Origin of the sequence: Amycolatopsis alba DSM 44262, assembly GCF_000384215.1 — a bacterium.
Lineage (GTDB): Bacteria > Actinomycetota > Actinomycetes > Mycobacteriales > Pseudonocardiaceae > Amycolatopsis > Amycolatopsis alba.
Map to the genome: position 1 here is coordinate 4,780,696 of NZ_KB913032.1, position 17,639 is coordinate 4,798,334.

The window sequence follows — 17,639 nt, forward strand, 5'->3', positions numbered from 1 at the left end:
TCCCGTCCCTGTCAGGCGGGGAGATCCGCGGTCGTTCGCTCGGCTTCGCGCCGGGAAGCGAGTTTGGCCGGATCCGCGTCGGTGACCTGCACCAGATGCGCACTCGCGGCGAGCGGCGTCAGGAATCCCGAGAGAATCCCCTCCTCGCCGGACCATTCCACAGTGGACAGAACGCGGTCCTGAGAGGACAGTCCCAGCCCGGAAGCGCGAGAGCGAGCCTCGGCGAGCACCTCATCCACAGTGGACGAACCCAGCGCCGGAGTGTCGCCCGGCACGGGGAACAGCGGACTGAACTGGTCGCCTGAAAGCCGGGCTTCGGTCAGGTAGTCCAGGGCGCCGTCGGGCACGGAGCCGGCGGGCAGTCCGAGACCCATCGGGTGCAGCGAGACGACGGCCGTCGCGGCCGCGTCGGAAACGCCGCCGGGCGCGACGAACGCCACCCGCGCGCCCGAGGTCTCCGTCACCACCCTGGCGCCGCACCACCACGCGCCCAGCAGGACACCGGCGGTCTGCCAATGCGACGGCAGCACCACGGCGACCTCGTCGCCCGGTTCGACGTCGAATTCGTCGACCAGCCAGTTCGCCGTCTTGGCGGCCCAGTTCACCGTGGTCGCCACGGACAGTTCGACCCGGCTGCCCTGCTTGTCGTCGTAGTGCGTGATCAGCGGTTTCGCGGGCGACCCGAGCAGGGGCCGCAGCAGCAGTTCGGTGAGGCTCACGCCCCCAACGCTAGTTCACGCAGGGAACGCTCGACGCGGCGAGCAGGGGAGCCGCACCGGAAGCCCCGCCGCCGCCACCCCGGCCCACCAGGCCGGAGACGAAGGTCCGCACGGCCGCGGGGTCGATCTCGACGATGCTCTGGCCGTCCGCGCTGCGGCCGTTGATGTTCACCACCGGGATGGTCGTGAACGTCAGGTCACCCGACGCGATCCCCCTCGCCTGCTGGGCGAATTCCAGCAGGTCCAGACCTTCGTCGAGGACGATCGACCGGCGCACGACATCCACCAGGCCCGCCATCGTCGACGGGCTGGTCAGCGTGCCCGCCGACAGGACCTGGTTCAGTGCCGAGGACAGGAACGTCTGCTGCCGCACGATGCGGTCGAGGTCGCCGCGCGGCAGGTTCTTCCGCTGCCGCACGAAGGAGAGCGCCTCGCCGCCCGAGACGGTCTGTTCGCCGCGTCGGAAGTTCGCGCCGGAATCCTTGTCCTCGGTGGAGTGGTTCAGGCAGACCTTGACGCCGCCCAGCGCCTCGGTCAGCAGGTAGAACCCGAGCAGGTTGACCTCGGCGTAGTGGTCGATGCGGATCTTCGTCAGGTCCTGGACGGTCTGGACCAAAGCCTTGCGGCCCTCCTGGTCCGAATCGCGTTCGAGTTTCGCCTGGTCCGACTCGCCGCGGTGGGCGTTCGCGTAGTTGGCCTTCGCGACGCCGTACGCCGAATTGATCTTGTTCGGGCCGCGGCCGGGGATGTCGGTCCAGGTGTCGCGCGGGATCGAGACGCCGGACGGCTTCCCGCCGTTCTTCGGGATGCGCAGGATGATGATCGTGTCGGTGTTGACGCCTGCCTTCTCCTCGGTGCGCAGCTCCTTGAGCACCTTGAGCGGCAGCGGGTTGCCCTGCGCGTCGGTGCGCGCGTCGCTGCCGACCAGGAGGATGTCGTTCGCGCCGTCGTCGGCGGGGGGCGCCGCGGGATCGTCGGCCCTGCTCAGGGCGTTCGTCGTGGGGACGTTGTTCTGAAGCTGGTCCTTGGTGACGTACGCGTAGCCCGTCGTGCCGAGGGCGAGCAGCGACACGAGGCCGATCGCGATCCGGCGGGTGATCCGGCCGGCGCGGCGCAGCGGTCGCTCGGGTACAGCGAGTACGCCCGAGACAGCTTCGTCCTCGGGCTGGGGGAGCCGATTCCGCGGGTACGGCGTCGGGACGAACCTGGGCTTTTCGTCACTCTCGGTGTCCGAGGTGGCGTCCTCGTCCGGCCTTGGCTCTTCGGCGTCCAACTGCTCAGACTGTTCGTCGACGTCTTCGTTCTCGCGGTCCATCCCTGTTCACCTCCCCTGAAGCTGCCCGTCAGTCCGATCGTAGGAGAAGGCTAGGCCACCATGGGGTCGGCCACGCTGAGTACCCGGAATTAATTGACGCAGGGCACATTGCCCGCGACGATCGGCGTCGTGGTGGGCGCCGCCGGAGCGCTGGAGGGCGGCTGAGCCGGCTTCGAGGGGGTCGACGTCTTCGACGGGGCCGTGCTCGTGCCGCCGGTCGCGCCCTTGAAGTCCTTGCCGAGCAGGACCCGCACCTTGCCGTGCGCGACGTCGCGATCCGCCTCGGCCTGCACCGCGGTGCCGAAGATCTGCTTGATCAGGGCGAGCGCGGCGTCGTCGCCCGGCGCGTACCGGATGACCGTGGAGTTCCTGGTGCTGAGCTTGGTGTCGGCCGCGAGTTTGAAACCCTTGCCCTGCAAGAGATTCCGGGTCTCGGTGGCCATCGTGGGGGAGCCCGATCCGTCGAAGAGTTCGACGGTCACCGCTTCCGCGCCCGGCAGCTTGTCCGGGGTCTCGGTGGGGGCGGTCTGCCCGTCGGAGGTCAGGCGGGTGATCTCGGCCTGGACCTGCTCCGGGTCGACCCGGAGCACGGCGGCACCGCCGATGGTCGCGTCACCCTGGGTCGGGATCGTGTGGAACTCGACGTTTCCGCTGGTCAGCCCGCGCATCTGCGCGGCGAACTCCGGCAGGTCCCAGCCTGCCGACAGCACGACCGACTTCTTCACCGCGCCGATCAGGTCCGAGATCTTCACCGGGTTGATCAGGACGTCGGAGGAGAGGACCTTGTTCGCCAGCCCGGACAGGAAGGCCTGTTGCCGGGCGATCCGGTCGAGATCGCCGTTCTGCAGGTCGTACCGCTGCCGGACGAACGCGAGCGCCTGCACCCCTTCGACGGTCGACTTCCCGGCGGGCAGGTCCACGCCGGACTTCTTCTCCTTGACCGGGCCGTTGAGGCAGACCTCGACGCCGCCGATCGCCTTGGTGATCTCGTAGAAGCTCGACAGATTCACCTCGGCGTACCGGTCGATCATCTTCGGCTTGCCGATGAACTTCTCCAGCGTCGCGATCAGGTTCTTGCGGCCGGCGTCCTTGGCCTTGGCGTCGACGTCCTTGAGATCGGAGTTGCCCTGCTGCTGCAGCGTCTTCGACGTGTCGTTGTAGGCGTACACGTACGCGCTGTTGAGTTTGTGCTTGCCGAAACCGCCGGTGATCTCGACCCACGAGTCGCGCGGGAAGGAGATCGCGACCGCTTTCTTACCGTTCTGGGGGATGTGCACCAGGATCATCGTGTCGGTCTGGCGTTCGCCGTCGGAGACGCCGGCGTGCAGCATGTCGAGCACCTCGCGCGGCAGCGGGTTGCCCTGCGCGTCGGTGCGGCTGTCCTGGCCGACGAGCAGGATGTCGATCGCGCCGTCCAGCGGTTTCGCCGGCGGGTGGCCGTTGTCCTCGAAGATGTTCGTGGTCGCGAAGCCCTTCGAAGGGTCGCCGATGAACTGCCAGCCCCACCAGGTCAGCGTCAGGATCGCGAGCGAGACCAGGCTGAACACGACCTTCACCCCGCGGCGGGCGAACACCGCGACGCCGCCACGGCGCGCCTGAATGGGTGGCCCGTGCCACTCGGTCACGTGCGATCCTCCACGAATCTCCCCAGGGCACACTCGTGCCTCGTCCATGACTCTACTGATCTCCGTGTTAGACGTCCGTAGGCTGGTGAAAGGTTGCCCCGGTCGTGACACACTCGGCCGGTCCGGGAAGTCGTCAAGGGAGGATCGCGGGATGCGCGTGCTGGTCACCGGGGGTGCCGGGTTCATCGGTTCGCATTACGTCCGGCAGGTGCTGACGGGGGCGTACCCGAGCATGGCCGACGCCGAACTGATCGTGCTCGACAAGCTCACCTACGCGGGCAACGAAGCGAATCTGGAGCCGGTGCGCAAGAACCCGCGCTACCGGTTCGAAAAGGGCGACATCTGCGACGCCGCCCTGGTCAGCGAGCTGATGCGGGGCGTCGACCTGGTCGTCCACTTCGCCGCCGAGTCCCATGTGGACCGTTCGATCGCCGGGGCGGCCGACTTCGTGCTGACCAACGTGCTCGGGACGCAGACCCTGTTGCAGGCCGCGCTCGAGGCCGAGGTCGGGAAGTTCGTCCACGTGTCGACCGACGAGGTCTACGGCTCGATCGAAGAAGGATCCTGGAGCGAAGACCACGCGCTGGAGCCGAATTCGCCGTATTCGGCGTCGAAAGCGTCGTCGGATCTGCTGGCCCGTTCCTTCTTCCGCACCCACGGACTGCCCGTCTGTGTCACGAGGTGCTCGAACAACTACGGTCCGTACCAATTCCCCGAGAAGGTCATCCCGCTCTTCGTGACCAACCTGCTCGACGGCAAGAAGGTCCCCCTGTACGGCGACGGGCTCAACGTGCGTGACTGGCTGCACGTGGACGACCACTGCCGCGGGATCCAGGCGGTCGCCGACGGCGGCAGGCCGGGCGAGGTCTACAATATCGGCGGTGGCACGGAACTGACCAACCGCGAGCTGACCGGACGGCTGCTGACGGCCGTCGACGCCGATTGGGACAGCGTCGAGCCGGTCGAGGACCGCAAGGGCCACGATCGCCGGTACTCGGTGGACATCACCAAGATCTCGCAGGAACTCGGTTACGCGCCGCAAATGTCCTTTGAGGACGGCCTGGCCGACACGGTCGCCTGGTATCGCGAAAACCGTTCGTGGTGGGAGCCGCTGAAGAACCGCGCGGGGGCCTGAAGGTGCTGAGTGTTCTCGTACCGGGCGGTTCCGGTCAGCTGGGGCAGGACATCGCGGCGCTGGCGCCGGACTCCGCGACGCCGTCGTCCGCGGAACTGGACCTGCGCGACACCGGCCAGGTCGTCGCCGCGGTGACCGAGCTGGCGGATCGGGCACGGTCGGCGGGGACGTCGCCGGTGGTGATCAACGCGGCGGCCTACACCGCGGTGGACGCGGCGGAAACCGACGAGGAACGCGCGTTCGCGGTGAACGCCGACGGCCCGCGCGTGCTCGCCGCCGTGTGCTCGTCGCGGGGAGTACCGCTGATCCACGTGTCCACGGATTACGTCTTCGCCGGTGACGCGACTTCGCCGTACGAGGTCGGCGATCTGCTGCGCCCGCTCAGCGCGTACGGCCGGACGAAGGCGGCGGGCGAGGACGCGGTGCTCGGGTCGGGCGCGCGGTCCTGGATCGTGCGGACGTCCTGGGTGTACGGCAAGACCGGGTCGAACTTCGTGAAGACCATGGCACGGCTGGAAAAGGAACGTGCAGAACTGTCCGTAGTGGACGATCAGACCGGGGCGCCGACCTGGTCTCGCGATCTCGCCGCGGGGCTGCTGGAACTCGCCGGTCGGGTCGCCGCCGGTGACGGGCCGTCGCAACGAGTGCTGCATTGCACGGGCGGCGGGTCGACGACGTGGTTCGGCTTCGCGCGGGCGATCTTCGCGGAACTCGGCGCGGATCCGGCACGGGTGAAACCCTGTACGACGGCGGAGTTCCCGCGTCCGGCCGCGCGCCCGGTGTACGGGGTGCTGTCGAACGCCGCGTGGCGCGAGGCAGGCCTCACGCCGCTTCGGGACTGGCCGGACGCCCTGAAGGCCTACTTCGCCTCCTGAGCCCATGGGGTCAGTGCTTGGTGCTGGCCTGGCGGTAGGCGGCGACGGTGAGTTCGGCGCACGCGCGCCAGGTGAAGTTCGCGACGTGGGCGCGGCGCGCGGCCGAGGTGGCGACGGCGTGCGGGTCGCTGACGGCCATCCGCAGCGCCTCCACGAGCCCGTCGACGTCCTCGTACGGCACCAGGCTCGCGCAGTTCCCCGCGACCTCGCGCAACGCGGGGATGTCCGTGCACACCACGGGAACGTCCGACGCCAGCGCTTCCAGCACCGGCAGCCCGAAGCCCTCGTCACGTGACGGCAGCACCAGCGCGCTGGCCCCGGCGACGACGCGGCGGAGGTTCACGTCCGACAGGTAGCCCACGTGACGCGAACGGGAGCCGACCGAGAACGAACCGGGGCCGACGAACACCAGTTCCGGCAGATCCGGCGCCGCTTCGTGCGCCTGCTGAAGCCAGTGCAGGCCCTTGCGAGGCCCAGGGGCACCGGCGAAGAGCAGGTACTTGCCCGGAAGACCGAGCTCCTTGCGTTGTTCCTTGTCCGGCGGGCGCGCGGTGAACCAGGCCGGGTTCACCCCGAGCGGGGTGACGATGATCTTGCCGCGGTCCACGTCGAGCCGCTCGGCCACCTGGTCGGCGACCGCGTTGGTGGGCGTGCAGATCGCGTCGGCGAGCCGGGCGCCGCGACGGACAAGCCGCGGGAGTTCGTGATCGCTCGGCGCGAGCTCTTCCGGAGCGTCCAAAAAGGCCAGATCGTGGATCGTCACCACACCAGCCGCGCGGAATCGCCCTGGCAGTACGAAGTTGGTGCCGTGCACGACGTCCGTCGGCCCGGCGAACAGTTCCACCGGCGGCAGCTGCGAACGCAGCCACGCCTTGCGCAGCAACCGTGCCGCGACGGGCATGCCGCGGGCCCGGACGCCGTGCGGGAGCACGTGCCGCAGCCGTCGCCAGCCGCGCAACGTGAACGCCACCGCGCGAGTGTCCACTTCGGACATCGAGGCGAGCTCTTCCGACAGTGCGACGGTGTACCGGCCGATACCGGTCCTGGCACCGAGAAGCGGGGTCCCGTCGAGCAGGACGCGCAAGGGGCGGTCAGCCACGGCCGAGCCTCTGCTTCGCGACCTTGACCACCCGGCCGCCGACGCGCCGCACGAGTTCCTTCGGGCCGCCGTCGGCGAGGTACTCGCGGATCAGGTCGACGTCGCGGCGCAGCATTTCCGCGCCTCGCACCGGCGCGGTGACCACGAGGTCTTCCGAGCCGGGCAGCCGGTCCGCGGCGGGCCGCGGGTTCCGGCAGAACTCCACCAGCGGTTTCAGCGCCTCCGGCCAGGCGTAACGCTGGGCGACAGCGGCCATTCTTTCGACGCAGCCCGCCGCGAACTCCTCGTCGTACAACGCCTTTTCCAGCGCGTCGGCCAGCGCGTCCACGTCCTCGGCCGGGACGACGACGCCGAGCTTCTCCTCGCGGACCAGGTCGGCGAACGAGTCACCGTCGGTGGTGACGATGGGCAGCCCGGCCCACAGGTAGTCCAGCACCCTGGTGCGGAACGCGAACGTCGTCTCGACGTGCTCGTAATGCGTGGTGACGCCGCAGTTCGCGTCCAGCAGCCAGTTCTGGCGCTCCTCGTAGGGCACCCAGTGCTGGTTGAAGAACACGTGCTTGCCGGTGAGGCCGAGTGTGTCGGAGAGCAGCATCGTGCGCGCCCCGATGTCCATCTCGGTGACCTCGGGGTTCGGATGCTTCATCCCGAGGAACACCAGGCGGACGTCGCCGCGGCGACGGCGCAGCCGCTCGATCGCGCGGACCAGGGTGAGCGGGTCGAACCAGCTGTAGACCCCGCCCGCCCACAGCACGACGTGGTCGGTTTCGCCGATACCGTCCAAAGTGGACCGGAGACCGGGGCCGGTGCGGACCGGTGCTTGCGGCGACAGTCCGAACGGGACGATCGAGAGCAGCGACTGGGTGGTCGGGTCGGCGTCGTACAGCCGGGGCGAGAGCCTGCCCATCGCGGCGAGGTGGCCCAGCCAGAAATGCCGCTGCCGTTCCGACGCGCACAGGAAGAAGTCCCCGCGTTCCAGCTGCGCGTCGAGGACCTTGGTGACCCCGATCAGGTCCAGCGCTCGTTTGTCGTCGGGGGCGCCCTTGCCCTGTTCGAGCAGTTCCAGGTGCATCGGGTCGTACAGATCCGCGACCACGATCTTGTGCGCGTACTGCTTCTTGAGCGAAGGCGCGAGTTCCAGCACGTGACCCTGCAGGACGATGATGTCGGCCCAGGCGATCGGGGCCTCCAGATCGCGCCGGGTCGCCGCGCTGACCCGGAACGGCGCGGGCGGCGGGTCGGCGAGCGGGTTGACCGTCACCAGGTGGACGTCGTGTTCGGCGGCCAGGGTCGCGGACATGTTCCACGCGCGGATCGCCGGGCCCGCCATCCGTTCGGTGATCGCGTCGCCGGTGATGACCAGCACCTTGCGGCGCTGCCCGAAGAGCGCGTCGATGCCGAACGTCTCGACCAGGATGTCGTGCGCCGCGAGATAGCGCGGCAGCGGGTACGCAGGCTCCAAGGCCTTGCGCATCAAGGGAAGGAGGTCGGCGTCGGTGCGGACGCGGGCGGCCTGTTCGGCGGCGCGTGACTCGGCGAGCGACGGCAGCAGTTCGACGAACTGATCGATCGCCAGCACACCCGCGAGCGTGGTCCTCGGCACCTCGACCGGACCGGTCTCGGCCGGGCCGACGCCCTGGGCGAGGTCGAGCTGGGTGGCGTCGAGATCGCCGCGCGCCGTCGCCCGGCGGACGGCCAGTGCCAGCGCGGCCGGCAGCGCACGTGCGAGAGTCTCGTCGGAGAGATTCTTGTACAGCGCGGCCAGCGCGTTGCGTTCCAGCAGGAACGTCTCGCGGCCGGAGTCGGGTGCGTCCACTGTGGACATCGTGGCGTGGTGCTTGTGATAGGTCAGCGACTCCGGCAGGTAGCGGACGCGCCAGCCGCGCAGGTTCAGCCGCCAGCCGAGGTCGACGTCCTCGTAGAACATGAAGAACCGCTCGTCGAATCCGCCGAGCTCGGCGAACACCCCGGCGCGGACGAACATCGCCGAACCGGTCGCGAACAGGACGTCCTTGGCGATCTCGTGTTCGGCGGCGGGGACGTCGGACAGGGGGCTGCCCGCGTGGCGTTTGTAGCCCATGCCGAACCAGGTCAGGCCCGCGTCGACGAAGTCGGTGCCGGTGCCGTCCCAGTCGAGGACCTTGCCGGCCACCGCGGCGACCGTCGGCTGCGCGCGCAGTTCGGCGACGGCCGCGCCCACCCAGCCGGGCGCCGGGCGGGCGTCGTTGTTGAGGAAGGCGAGGACGGTGCCGGTGGCGTGCTGCGCGCCGAGGTTGCAGCCGCCCGCGAAGCCGGAGTTCACCGGGGACTCGACGAGTTTGACGTCCGGGGCGGCGGCCTTGATCTCGGCCACGTCGGCGCCGCCGGAGGCGTTGTCGACGCAGATGACCTCGAGGTTCGGGTAATCGTGTTCGGCGAGTGCGCGCAGGCAGGTGACGGTGTCGGCCGCTCCCCGGTAGTTCACCACGATCACCGAGACGACCGGTTGCGTTTCCCCCTGCGCCAAAGTCGTACTCCCTGCTACTCGAATGGCCCAAGCTTAAAGCCCGGCCCACGCCTCCCAGACCGCGCCTCGGCCGAGCGCCGCCCGCCGCCCGATGGCCCGTCTCTCGAGCAGCGTCCGGGGCAGGCGGGTGACGACGGCGCCGAGCACCCGGCACCGGAGGCTCAGACGGAAGTTCGGCGCTTGCGGTTTCCCTCGTAACGGGAGTACTGCCGTGAGCGCGGCGAACTTCACCAGCTGGCGGATCGCCACCGCGCGCGGAGCGCACCGGAGGAGGGTCAGCAGGCGGTTGCGTTCATTCCACAGGTGGAATTGGACCGACCCCGGCTGCGTGCTCGCGCCATGCTGATGGGTGACGTCGGCTTCGGCGCCGACGACGTCCCAGCCCGCCAGCCTCAGCCGCCACGCGGTGTCGGTGTCCTCGTAGTAGCAGAAGTAGGAGGCCGGGACACCGCCGACGGAACGCAGCGCCTCGACGTTCAGCACGGCCGCGCCCCCGCAGAAGCCGAAGACCTCGGCGGCGTGTTCGGTCAGATCGGCGCCGTGGCCATCGGCCGTCAGGCGGACGCCAGTGGACTGGACGGTCCCGTCGGCGAGGGTCAACCGGGCGCTCACGGCCGCGGCGAGCGGAGCCTTCCCGAGGGTGTCTTCGCAGGTCGCGAGCCACTCGGGGGCGGGCGCGGCGTCGTCGTTCAGCCAGGCCATCAGCGGGGTGTCCACTTTGTCCAGTGCGGCGGCCATAGCGCCCGCGTAGCCGGTGTTGCGCCGCAGCCGCAGCACCTCGGGCTTCGACGGGTGGGCGGCGAGCAGCCCGGCCGTTCCGTCGTCGGAGGCGTTGTCGACGACCAGGACGCGATGCGGCCGGGACTGCGCGGCGACGGCGTCGAGGCAGGCGGTGATGTGCGCGGCGCCGCGCCAGGTGACCACGACGACGGTGGTGCTGGTCATGCCGGAGAGAATAGTGACCATGCCCGAACTGGTCGTGCTCGCCGAGCAGCTGCTGGCGCCCGTCCCCGGCGGGACCGGCCGCTACACCGGCGAGCTGCTGCGAGCGCTCGCCGAGACCGCGCCGTCCGGATGGACGGTGTCGAGCGTGGTCGCGCGGCACGCGGACATCGAGGCCGCGGTCGTGGAGGGCGTCGAGGGGCCGCGAGTGCTGCCTGTCCCGCCGCGGGCGCTGATCGCCGCCTGGCAGCTGGGGCTGCCGTGGTGGCCGGGCGGCGACGCCGTCCACGCGCCGACACCGCTCGCGCCCGCACGGGTGCCGAGGGGGCGGACGTTGTCGGTCGCCGTGCACGACACCGTGCCGTGGACGCATCCCGAGACGCTGACCCCGCGCGGTGTCGCGTGGCACAAGGCGGTGATCGCGCGGGCGGCGTCACGGGCGACGGCGTTGACGGTGCCGACGCAAGCGATTGCGGACGAGCTCGCCGCGCTGGTGCCGGTCTCCGTCCCGGTTCGCGTGATCCCGCACGGTGTCCGGCCGCCCGCCGGGTTCGCCGAGGTTTCGCTGCCGGAGCGGTACGTGCTCGCGATCGGGACGATCGAACCGCGCAAGGGCATCGACGTGCTGATCGACGCCGCCGGCCGGATCGGGGTGCCGCTGGTGCTGGCCGGGCAGCCGGGCTGGGGCGGGGTCGACCCGGTGGCGCTGGCGCGCGAGCACGGCGCCGACGTCCGGATGCTGGGGAAGGTGAGTGACGCGGAACTGGCGTTCGTGCTGCGGGGCGCGTCGGTGCTGGCGATGCCGAGCCGGGCGGAGGGGTTCGGGCTGCCGCTGATCGAGGCGATGGCGGCCGGGGTGCCGGTGGTGCATTCGGACGTCCCGGCACTGGTCGAGGTGGCCGGGGGAGCGGGTGTCACCGTCCCGGTGGGGGACGCGCAAACGCTTGCCGACGCCCTTCGCGGCGTATTGGGCCATTCGGAGCAGGCGGCAGCGCTGCGTGACCGCGGTCTCAGCCGTTCGAGTGAGTTCACCTGGCAGCGTGCCGCTTCCGCTGTTTGGGGCCTCCACCAGCGCGATCAGTTTGTCGGTTCCTCACCGCGAAGGTGACTCGCAGTCGTACTCTCCTAGGGTGACCGATGACCCTCGCGTGCTGATCGACGCGACCGCCGTCCCCGCGGACAGGGGTGGCGTCGGTCGTTACGTGGATTCGCTGGTCGCGGCGCTGGACGAGGACGGCGCCCGGATCACCGTCGTCTGCCAGCCGCGGGACGCCGTGCTGTACGACCGGCTGGCGCCCGGCGCCCGGATCGTGCCCACCTCGCCGTCGACTTCGACCAGGACGGCGAGGCTGACCTGGGAGCAGGCGACCCTGCCCCGGCTGGTCCGGCGGCTCGCCGCCGACGTCGTTCATTCGCCGCACTACACGATGCCGCTGGCCAGTCCGGCCGCCTCGGTGGTGACACTGCACGACGCGACCTTCTTCACCGACGCGGTCCTGCACTCTTCGGTGAAAGCGCGTTTCTTCCGCGCCTGGACCGCGACGGCGCTTCGCCGCGCGACACTGTGTGTCGTGCCGAGCATCGCGACGGCGGCCGAGCTGGAACGCGTCGGCCAGGTGCGGACGGCCGAACTGGAGATCATCCACCACGGCGTCGAACCGGACCGGTTCCATCCGCCCTCGCCCGCCGAGATCGAGGCCGCCCGTGAGGCCGTCGGACTCGGGAAAACGCCCTATGTCGCCTTCCTCGGCGCGCTGGAACCGCGCAAGAACGTGCCGGCGCTCATCCGCGGCTTCGCGCACGCCGTGATCGGGAGGCCGAACCCGCCGGCGCTGGTGCTGGCCGGGCAGCCGGGCTGGGACTCCCAGGTCGAGCGCGCTCTCGACGCCGTGCCGCACCGGCTGCGGGTGATCCGGGCAGGCTATCTGCCGTTCGACACGCTCGCCGGTTTCCTCGGCGGCTCCGAACTGGTCGCCTATCCGAGCCTCGGCGAAGGTTTCGGGCTGCCCGTGCTGGAGGCGATGGCGTGCGGAGCGAGCGTGCTCACGACGCGGCGGCTCTCGCTGCCGGAGGTCGGCGGGGACGCGGTCGCCTACTGCGGTGTGGGCGCCGGAGACGTCGCGGCGGCGATCTCGGAGCTGCTCGACGCTCCCGCGCGGCGGGCCGAACTGGCCGAAGCCGCGCTGCGGCGGGCGAAGGAGTTCTCGTGGGCGACGACCGCGGAGCGGCACCGGGAGGCTTACGCGAAGGCCCGGCACCGGCATGCGCAGCGGCGGGCGGGCTGAAGCTTCGGCCTCGGATGTTGTAGCCGTTGTCGGAGGGTGGGGTATCATTGGTGTGCGAGGTCCCGGTGGGGCCGAGTATGAAAGCCCGTGACGCGTCCGGACGGTCGTCTCACGGGCTTTTCGCTGTTCAAAGCTCGGTGATCGAATCGATGAGCCGACTCGTTCTCCGGCGCCAAGCACCGCTCGCGCCGAAACACCATCCCACCGCGTCGGAAATCCACAGCAAGGGTTCAGCGGTCGAGTTCAGATGTTCATAGGTGAGCTCGGTTTTGGACGGGCGGTAGCCAAGGGCTCGCTGGAGTGTCCCGCGGTCGTGGACATCACGATGGTCCCGCGAATCGAGAACCAGTCGATGAGCATTCTTGGCGAGCAAGTCGGTGACAGCGCGTTCAAGGCATTTCTGCCTGGTGTCTTCCTCCGTTTTTCGGGTGCATGAGCCCAGATAGATGGCTGTCGTGACTTCCAAAGCGGCTATCCGGTCGATCAGTTGCCTGCGACGAGGTTCCTTCTCTTTCTTGAAATGCAGCTCTCGCCCGCCGGGGAGCAGCAACGAAGTCAGCTCTCGTCGTGCGGGTGTGAGCTGAGCTGGTGCGACCAGCGTCATGCACAGGAGGTATCGCTGATCTCGCACTGATTCGTCGATGAAGGCGTGCACGGGCATCGTCCCATTCTGCCCGCTGGTGACTACGAAAAGGAGTCGGGTGGGTACTCTCTGTTGCAGGCACGCAAATCGCGTGAGATGGGGTGGGGGCGCAAGGCGCGTTCGGTGACGGGTGGACAATGGCCGCGTGACTGAGCACCCCAGCTACGGCGACGGGATCGCCGTCGTGACCGTGACGTACTTCCCCGGCGAAACTCTCGAGAAGTTCCTCGACACGCTCGAGAAGGCGACGGATCGGGACGTCCAGGTCGTCGTCGCCGACAACGACTCCACGGACGGCGCGCCGGAGAAGGCCGCCCGCCGGGACAACGTGAAGCTGCTCAGCATCGGCGAGAACGTCGGTTACGGCACGGCCGCCAACCGGGGTGTCGCGGAACTCGACGACAGCTACGGCTGGGTCGTCGTGGTGAACCCGGACCTCGAATGGGAGCCCGGTTCGCTCGACGCGCTGCTGGAGGTCGCCGGGCGCTGGCCGCGCGGTGGCGCGTTCGGTCCGCTCATCCACGATCTCGACGGCACGGTCTACCCGTCGGCGCGGCTGCTGCCGTCGTTCGGCCGCGGGATCGGGCACGCGGCGTTCGGCAAGATCTGGCCGGGCAACCCGTGGACGCGTCAGTACCGTCAGGAGACCGGTACCCCGGTCGAGCGCACGGCGGGCTGGCTTTCCGGATCCTGCCAGCTGCTTCGCCGCGAGGCCTTCGACTCGGTCGACGGATTCGACACGCGCTACTTCATGTACTTCGAGGACGTCGACCTCGGCGATCGGCTGACCCGCGCGGGCTGGCTGAACGTGTACGCGCCTTCGTCCAGCGTCATGCACATCGGCGGGCACTCGACTTCGCAGGCTTCGGCGAAGATGCTGGGCGCGCACCACGAAAGCGCGTATCGCTATCTCGCGGACCGTCACCGCGGTCTCCTGTGGAAGCCGGTCATGCTCGCGGTGAAGGCCGGGCTCGCGCTACGGCTCAAACTCGAAACGCGCCGGAAGTAGCCGTTCCGGCCACCGGAACTCGCGCGACCCGGCTTCCCGCCGTCGTTACCGTCGGTGCATGGACTTCGCCGAACTGGACACCTGGCTGACGGAACGCGCCGGGGAGGACCGCTTTTCCGGGGTCGTGCTGATCCGGCGCGGCGACGAGACGCTCTTCGAACGCGGATACGGCCTGGCCAGCCGGCGCTGGTCGGTGCCGAACGCGCCGGACGTCCGGTACGACACCGCGTCGATCACCAAAGTCCTCACCGCGATCGCCGCGCTGCGGCTGGCCGACGAGGGACGGCTGGACCTCGACCGCCCGATCGGCGAGCTCCTCGACCTCGGCGGCACGACGATCGCGGCCGGGGCGACGACGCGGCAGCTGCTCACGCACACGTCCGGGATCGCCGACGACGCCGACGAGGAGGCGGGCGAGAGTTACGAGGCGCTGTGGGTCGACAAGCCGGTGTACTCGATCGTCGAAACGCGGGATCACCTGCCCAATTTCGCTTACCGGGCACCGAATTTCGCGCCGGGCGAGAGCTGCCGGTACTGCAATTCGGGCTACGTCCTCGCCGGGCTGGTGATCGAGGAGCTCACCGGAAGGCCGTATCGCGACCACGTCCGGGAGACCGTGCTCGACCGTGCGGGGATGACCGAGTCCGGTTTCTTCGACCGGCGTGATCCGCAGCCGAGGGTCGCCGAAGGCTGGGACCCGGTCTTCAACGGCGAGCAGGTCACCGGCTGGAAGCAGAACATCTTCAGTTACCCGCCGATCGGTTCACCCGATGGGGGTGCGTACTGCACCGTCGGCGACCTCGTCCGGCTGCTGCGGGCGATCCGCGAAGAGCGGCTTCTGAGCCCTGAGCGCACGAAGGAGTTCCTCACACCGCAGGTGCTTCACAGCAGTGGTGTCTGGTACGGCTTCGGCCTGGAATTCGTCCTGGATCAGGACGGCTCGGTGCGGAACTACTACAAGGACGGCGGGAACGTCGGCGTCTGCTCACTCATGCGGCACTACCCAGGTGAAGGGCTGGACGTCGCGATGCTGTCCAACGCGACCTATGGCGGGGGTGCGGCGATCAAGGAGATCGATCGGGTGATCCGGGCCGCCTGAAGCAGGGGCCCGGACCGTTCACAGCGCGCGTGAGAGGGCTAGATGCCGTCCAGCCGACGCGAGAGGTTCGAACGCCCTGAAGTGTTCTGCTTCACCGTCGGGACCAGGCCGCCGATCTCGTTCTCGGCGGTCTCCGGTTCCGGCTGCTCGATCAGCGGGCTCTGCACGGGCGCGGCGGGCGGCCGCCGGGTGAGCGGGGTCGTCGCCTGCGGCAGCGGCCTGGTCGGCTGGGTGCCGGGACGGCGGGGATACGGCTGCGGCTGTGTCGAGCCTTCGCCGCGTGCCGGTGGCAGGTCCAGCCGGGTCGTCGGTTCGGGCCCCGCCAGCGGGTGATCGTTTTCCGCGATCAGTGAGGCCGGTAGCTGGGTGGTCGTGTCCGGGTCCGAGGAGCGGTCGATCTCGGCGACCACCGATCGGGGGATCTGCTGGGTGTTCGCGGAGTCCATCGGCGACGTCGCGTTGTCCGGTGTCACGACGAAGGCTCCACGCGCGCTGGCGCGTGCGAGCAGGGCGTCCGCCCGAGCACGGGGGTCCATTCCCCTAGGCCTCCCGACTGACCTGGGGCCCTCTGGGTTCAGGGCCGACTGTGTGGTGTCTAGGGTAGGCCCTAGGTGCGGCCGCCGTCAGCAGACCCGCAAACGTCTTCCGACAAAAGTTGCCTGCCGCGAGGAACTCAGGCTTCCATGTCCGAAAGGATCCGGGTGCTGGAGTCGGCCTTGTCCGTGCCGCCGATGCCGTAGAGCAACGCGATGTTGTTGCGGGCGCCTGCCTCGATCTCGTCGGCCGGAAGCTCGTCGACGCTGCGCCTGTCGCCGCCGTTGCAGAACTCGAGTTCCGTGTCCGGGTACGCCGCGCGGATCAGGTCGAACGATTCGTTGATGCCCGGCCCCTGCTCGACGGCGACGTACACGTCGTCGACGATGCGCAGCGCGCGGACGATCCTGGCCCGGATGTCCTCGGTCTGGATCACCCTGCCCTTTTTGAGGACCTGCTGGTGATCGTTGTTGACGATGACGATCAGGTAGCCGGACCGCGCTTGCGCGTCCTCGAACAGGTCGAGGTGGCCCTGGTGGAGCGGGTTGAAGTACCCGCTGACGATCGAGGCCTTCGCCGGTCGCTCGGTCATCGTCAGTGTCCTCCGTCGGCTTACGGTTTCGGGTGGCTCGGACAACCCTAGCCGAGTGCCGGGTAGTTTCAGCGTGTGCTGTTCCGCCCCGGCTTCGAACTCGACCTGGACACGGTGCTGGGTCCGCTGAGCCGTGGGTCGCGTTCGCCGAACGTCGTCCGCACCGAGGGCGGGGTCACCTGGCTGGCCGCCAACACGGCGGACGGCGCGGGCACGCTGGCGCTGCTGCGGCGCGCGGACGGCGAGGTCGAGGCGGAGGCCTGGGGCCCCGGCGCGGACAGGTTGCTCGACGGTGTCCCAGCGATGCTGGGCGCGTCCGACGACGATTCCGAATTCGTGGCGCACCACGACGTCATCGCGTCGGCGCGGAGGCTGAACCCCGGACTGCGCCTCGGCTCGACCGGCCGGGTGTGGGACGCGCTGGTGCTCGCCGTGCTGGAACAGAAGGTGACCAGCTCGGAGGCGCTGCGGTCGTGGGGCGAATTGTGCCGCTGGTTCGGGGAACCGGCGCCGGGACCGGGGCCGTCACGGCTGCGCGTGCCGCCGACGCCGGTCGCCATCCGCTCCATTGTGGACTGGAAATGGCATCGCGCCGGGGTGGACCTGAAACGGCGGACGACGCTGATCGCCGCGGCCCGCGTCGCGCCGCGGCTGGAGAAGGCCGTCGAACTCAAGGGCGTCGAAGGCCGGGCCTGGCTGCGGAAAGTCCCCGGCATCGGGGTGTGGACCGCGGCGGAGATCGCACAGCGCGCCTGGGGAGACCCGGACGCGGTGAGCTTCGGCGACTACAACATCCCGTCGATGGTCGGGCACGCGCTCGTCGGCACGAAACTCGACGACGCCGGGATGTCGGAGGTGCTGGCGCCGTATTCGCCGCAGCGGCAGCGCGCGGTGCGCTACCTGTCGACGGCCGGATTCCGCCGCCCGAGGTTCGGGCCGAAGATCGAACTCCGTGACTACCGCGCCATGTGACTTCGCGGCGGTCCCAGTACATGAAGGCCCCCTTCCTTGCGATAGGCGCAAGGAAGGGGGCCTTCATGTACTTGCTGGCTCAGTTGCCCCAGCCTTGCGGCGGATAGGGCTGCTGCTGGCTCGGGTACTGCTGCGGCTGCTGCCCGTACTGGTGGTGCGGCAGGGCGGGCGGTTGCTTTGTGCCGGCCTTGACCAAGAAGAAGATCCCGACCCCGATCCCGGCCAGGATCAGGAAGCCGACCAGCAGCACCAAAAGTAAGACCATGCCGTGAGACTAACCGCAGGCTCC

17 protein-coding genes are annotated in these 17,639 nt (G+C 69.5%); 7 read left to right on the forward strand and 10 right to left on the reverse strand.

What is annotated here, in order from left to right:
* Positions 1 to 11 precede the first annotated feature (11 nt).
* From AMYAL_RS0122985 to AMYAL_RS0122995, 3 genes are all read right to left on the reverse strand, one after another.
* Complete coding sequence (locus AMYAL_RS0122985; protein WP_020633616.1) at positions 12 to 719, reverse strand: TIGR03089 family protein; 708 nt, start codon at positions 717 to 719, stop codon at positions 12 to 14.
* A 10-nt stretch (positions 720 to 729) separates the two neighbouring features.
* Positions 730 to 2,034: an LCP family protein gene (locus AMYAL_RS0122990; RefSeq protein WP_020633617.1), complete on the reverse strand. Its 1,305-nt coding sequence runs from the start codon at positions 2,032 to 2,034 to the stop codon at positions 730 to 732.
* An 89-nt stretch (positions 2,035 to 2,123) separates the two neighbouring features.
* The gene (locus tag AMYAL_RS0122995; protein ID WP_020633618.1) at positions 2,124 to 3,659 is read right to left on the reverse strand and encodes an LCP family protein; all 1,536 of its coding nucleotides are present in this window, start codon (positions 3,657 to 3,659) and stop codon (positions 2,124 to 2,126) included.
* A 151-nt stretch (positions 3,660 to 3,810) separates the two neighbouring features.
* Between AMYAL_RS0122995 and rfbB the strand changes: the two genes are divergently transcribed.
* Both rfbB and rfbD read left to right on the forward strand, forming a co-directional pair.
* The gene (gene rfbB / locus AMYAL_RS0123000) at positions 3,811 to 4,794 is read left to right on the forward strand and encodes a dTDP-glucose 4,6-dehydratase (RefSeq protein ID WP_020633619.1); all 984 of its coding nucleotides are present in this window, start codon (positions 3,811 to 3,813) and stop codon (positions 4,792 to 4,794) included.
* 2 nt (positions 4,795 to 4,796) lie between these two features.
* Entirely contained in the window at positions 4,797 to 5,669 is an 873-nt protein-coding gene (rfbD, locus tag AMYAL_RS0123005) for a dTDP-4-dehydrorhamnose reductase (RefSeq protein ID WP_051137692.1), read from the forward strand.
* 10 nt (positions 5,670 to 5,679) lie between these two features.
* Here the strand turns inward: rfbD and AMYAL_RS0123010 are convergent, their stop codons facing one another.
* Genes AMYAL_RS0123010 through AMYAL_RS0123020 form a run of 3 tightly spaced genes read right to left on the reverse strand, consistent with a single transcriptional unit; the run spans position 5,680 to position 10,219 of the window.
* Positions 5,680 to 6,768, reverse strand: a complete 1,089-nt coding sequence (locus AMYAL_RS0123010; RefSeq protein WP_020633621.1) for a glycosyltransferase family 4 protein — start codon at positions 6,766 to 6,768, stop codon at positions 5,680 to 5,682.
* Positions 6,761 to 9,274 carry a glycosyltransferase gene (locus AMYAL_RS0123015; RefSeq protein WP_020633622.1) on the reverse strand — a complete coding sequence of 838 codons (2,514 nt, stop codon included), beginning with the start codon at positions 9,272 to 9,274 and terminating at the stop codon, positions 6,761 to 6,763. The genes AMYAL_RS0123010 and AMYAL_RS0123015 overlap by 8 nt, the downstream gene beginning before the upstream one ends.
* A gap of 33 nt (positions 9,275 to 9,307) precedes the next feature.
* Positions 9,308 to 10,219 carry a glycosyltransferase family 2 protein gene (locus AMYAL_RS0123020; RefSeq protein ID WP_026467361.1) on the reverse strand — a complete coding sequence of 304 codons (912 nt, stop codon included), beginning with the start codon at positions 10,217 to 10,219 and terminating at the stop codon, positions 9,308 to 9,310.
* Between the two features lie 19 nt (positions 10,220 to 10,238).
* On the opposite strand from AMYAL_RS0123020, the gene AMYAL_RS0123025 reads away from it, so the two are divergent.
* The gene (locus AMYAL_RS0123025) at positions 10,239 to 11,324 is read left to right on the forward strand and encodes a glycosyltransferase family 4 protein (protein ID WP_026467362.1); all 1,086 of its coding nucleotides are present in this window, start codon (positions 10,239 to 10,241) and stop codon (positions 11,322 to 11,324) included.
* Positions 11,325 to 11,364: 40 nt separating this feature from the next.
* On the forward strand, positions 11,365 to 12,501 hold the full coding sequence (locus AMYAL_RS0123030; protein WP_020633625.1) for a glycosyltransferase family 4 protein: 1,137 nt from the start codon (positions 11,365 to 11,367) through the stop codon (positions 12,499 to 12,501).
* A 127-nt stretch (positions 12,502 to 12,628) separates the two neighbouring features.
* On the opposite strand, the gene AMYAL_RS48510 is transcribed toward AMYAL_RS0123030, so the two are convergent.
* Entirely contained in the window at positions 12,629 to 13,162 is a 534-nt protein-coding gene (locus AMYAL_RS48510; RefSeq protein ID WP_084702144.1) for a hypothetical protein, read from the reverse strand.
* A gap of 127 nt (positions 13,163 to 13,289) precedes the next feature.
* Between AMYAL_RS48510 and AMYAL_RS0123040 the strand changes: the two genes are divergently transcribed.
* Both AMYAL_RS0123040 and AMYAL_RS0123045 read left to right on the forward strand, forming a co-directional pair.
* Positions 13,290 to 14,153 carry a glycosyltransferase family 2 protein gene (locus AMYAL_RS0123040; RefSeq protein ID WP_020633627.1) on the forward strand — a complete coding sequence of 288 codons (864 nt, stop codon included), beginning with the start codon at positions 13,290 to 13,292 and terminating at the stop codon, positions 14,151 to 14,153.
* A gap of 58 nt (positions 14,154 to 14,211) precedes the next feature.
* Entirely contained in the window at positions 14,212 to 15,252 is a 1,041-nt protein-coding gene (locus tag AMYAL_RS0123045) for a serine hydrolase domain-containing protein (RefSeq protein ID WP_020633628.1), read from the forward strand.
* 38 nt (positions 15,253 to 15,290) lie between these two features.
* Here the strand turns inward: AMYAL_RS0123045 and AMYAL_RS0123050 are convergent, their stop codons facing one another.
* Together AMYAL_RS0123050 and AMYAL_RS0123055 are read right to left on the reverse strand one after the other, a co-directional pair.
* The gene (locus AMYAL_RS0123050) at positions 15,291 to 15,788 is read right to left on the reverse strand and encodes a hypothetical protein (RefSeq protein ID WP_020633629.1); all 498 of its coding nucleotides are present in this window, start codon (positions 15,786 to 15,788) and stop codon (positions 15,291 to 15,293) included.
* Between the two features lie 137 nt (positions 15,789 to 15,925).
* Positions 15,926 to 16,378 (reverse strand): adenylyltransferase/cytidyltransferase family protein, encoded by a 453-nt coding sequence (locus AMYAL_RS0123055; protein WP_020633630.1) that lies wholly within the window; start codon positions 16,376 to 16,378, stop codon positions 15,926 to 15,928.
* 75 nt (positions 16,379 to 16,453) lie between these two features.
* On the opposite strand from AMYAL_RS0123055, the gene AMYAL_RS0123060 reads away from it, so the two are divergent.
* A complete protein-coding gene (locus tag AMYAL_RS0123060) occupies positions 16,454 to 17,350 on the forward strand; it encodes a DNA-3-methyladenine glycosylase family protein (RefSeq protein WP_020633631.1) in 897 nt (298 codons plus the stop codon).
* A 79-nt stretch (positions 17,351 to 17,429) separates the two neighbouring features.
* Here the strand turns inward: AMYAL_RS0123060 and AMYAL_RS0123065 are convergent, their stop codons facing one another.
* Positions 17,430 to 17,615: a hypothetical protein gene (locus tag AMYAL_RS0123065; protein ID WP_020633632.1), complete on the reverse strand. Its 186-nt coding sequence runs from the start codon at positions 17,613 to 17,615 to the stop codon at positions 17,430 to 17,432.
* Positions 17,616 to 17,639: the final 24 nt, after the last annotated feature.

Excerpts from the sequence above, each read along its gene's own strand:
- AMYAL_RS0122990 (WP_020633617.1), bottom strand. The coding sequence starts at position 2,034 with ATGGACCGCGAGAACGAAGACGTCGACGAACAGTCTGAGCAGTTGGAC.
- rfbB (WP_020633619.1), top strand. The coding sequence starts at position 3,811 with ATGCGCGTGCTGGTCACCGGGGGTGCCGGGTTCATCGGTTCGCATTAC.
- AMYAL_RS0123020 (WP_026467361.1), bottom strand. The coding sequence starts at position 10,219 with ATGACCAGCACCACCGTCGTCGTGGTCACCTGGCGCGGCGCCGCGCAC.
- AMYAL_RS48510 (WP_084702144.1), bottom strand. The coding sequence starts at position 13,162 with ATGCCCGTGCACGCCTTCATCGACGAATCAGTGCGAGATCAGCGATAC.
- AMYAL_RS0123045 (WP_020633628.1), top strand. The coding sequence starts at position 14,212 with ATGGACTTCGCCGAACTGGACACCTGGCTGACGGAACGCGCCGGGGAG.
- AMYAL_RS0123025 (WP_026467362.1), top strand. The coding sequence starts at position 10,239 with ATGCCCGAACTGGTCGTGCTCGCCGAGCAGCTGCTGGCGCCCGTCCCC.
- AMYAL_RS0123065 (WP_020633632.1), bottom strand. The coding sequence starts at position 17,615 with ATGGTCTTACTTTTGGTGCTGCTGGTCGGCTTCCTGATCCTGGCCGGG.
- AMYAL_RS0123050 (WP_020633629.1), bottom strand. The coding sequence starts at position 15,788 with ATGGACCCCCGTGCTCGGGCGGACGCCCTGCTCGCACGCGCCAGCGCG.
- AMYAL_RS0123055 (WP_020633630.1), bottom strand. The coding sequence starts at position 16,378 with ATGACCGAGCGACCGGCGAAGGCCTCGATCGTCAGCGGGTACTTCAAC.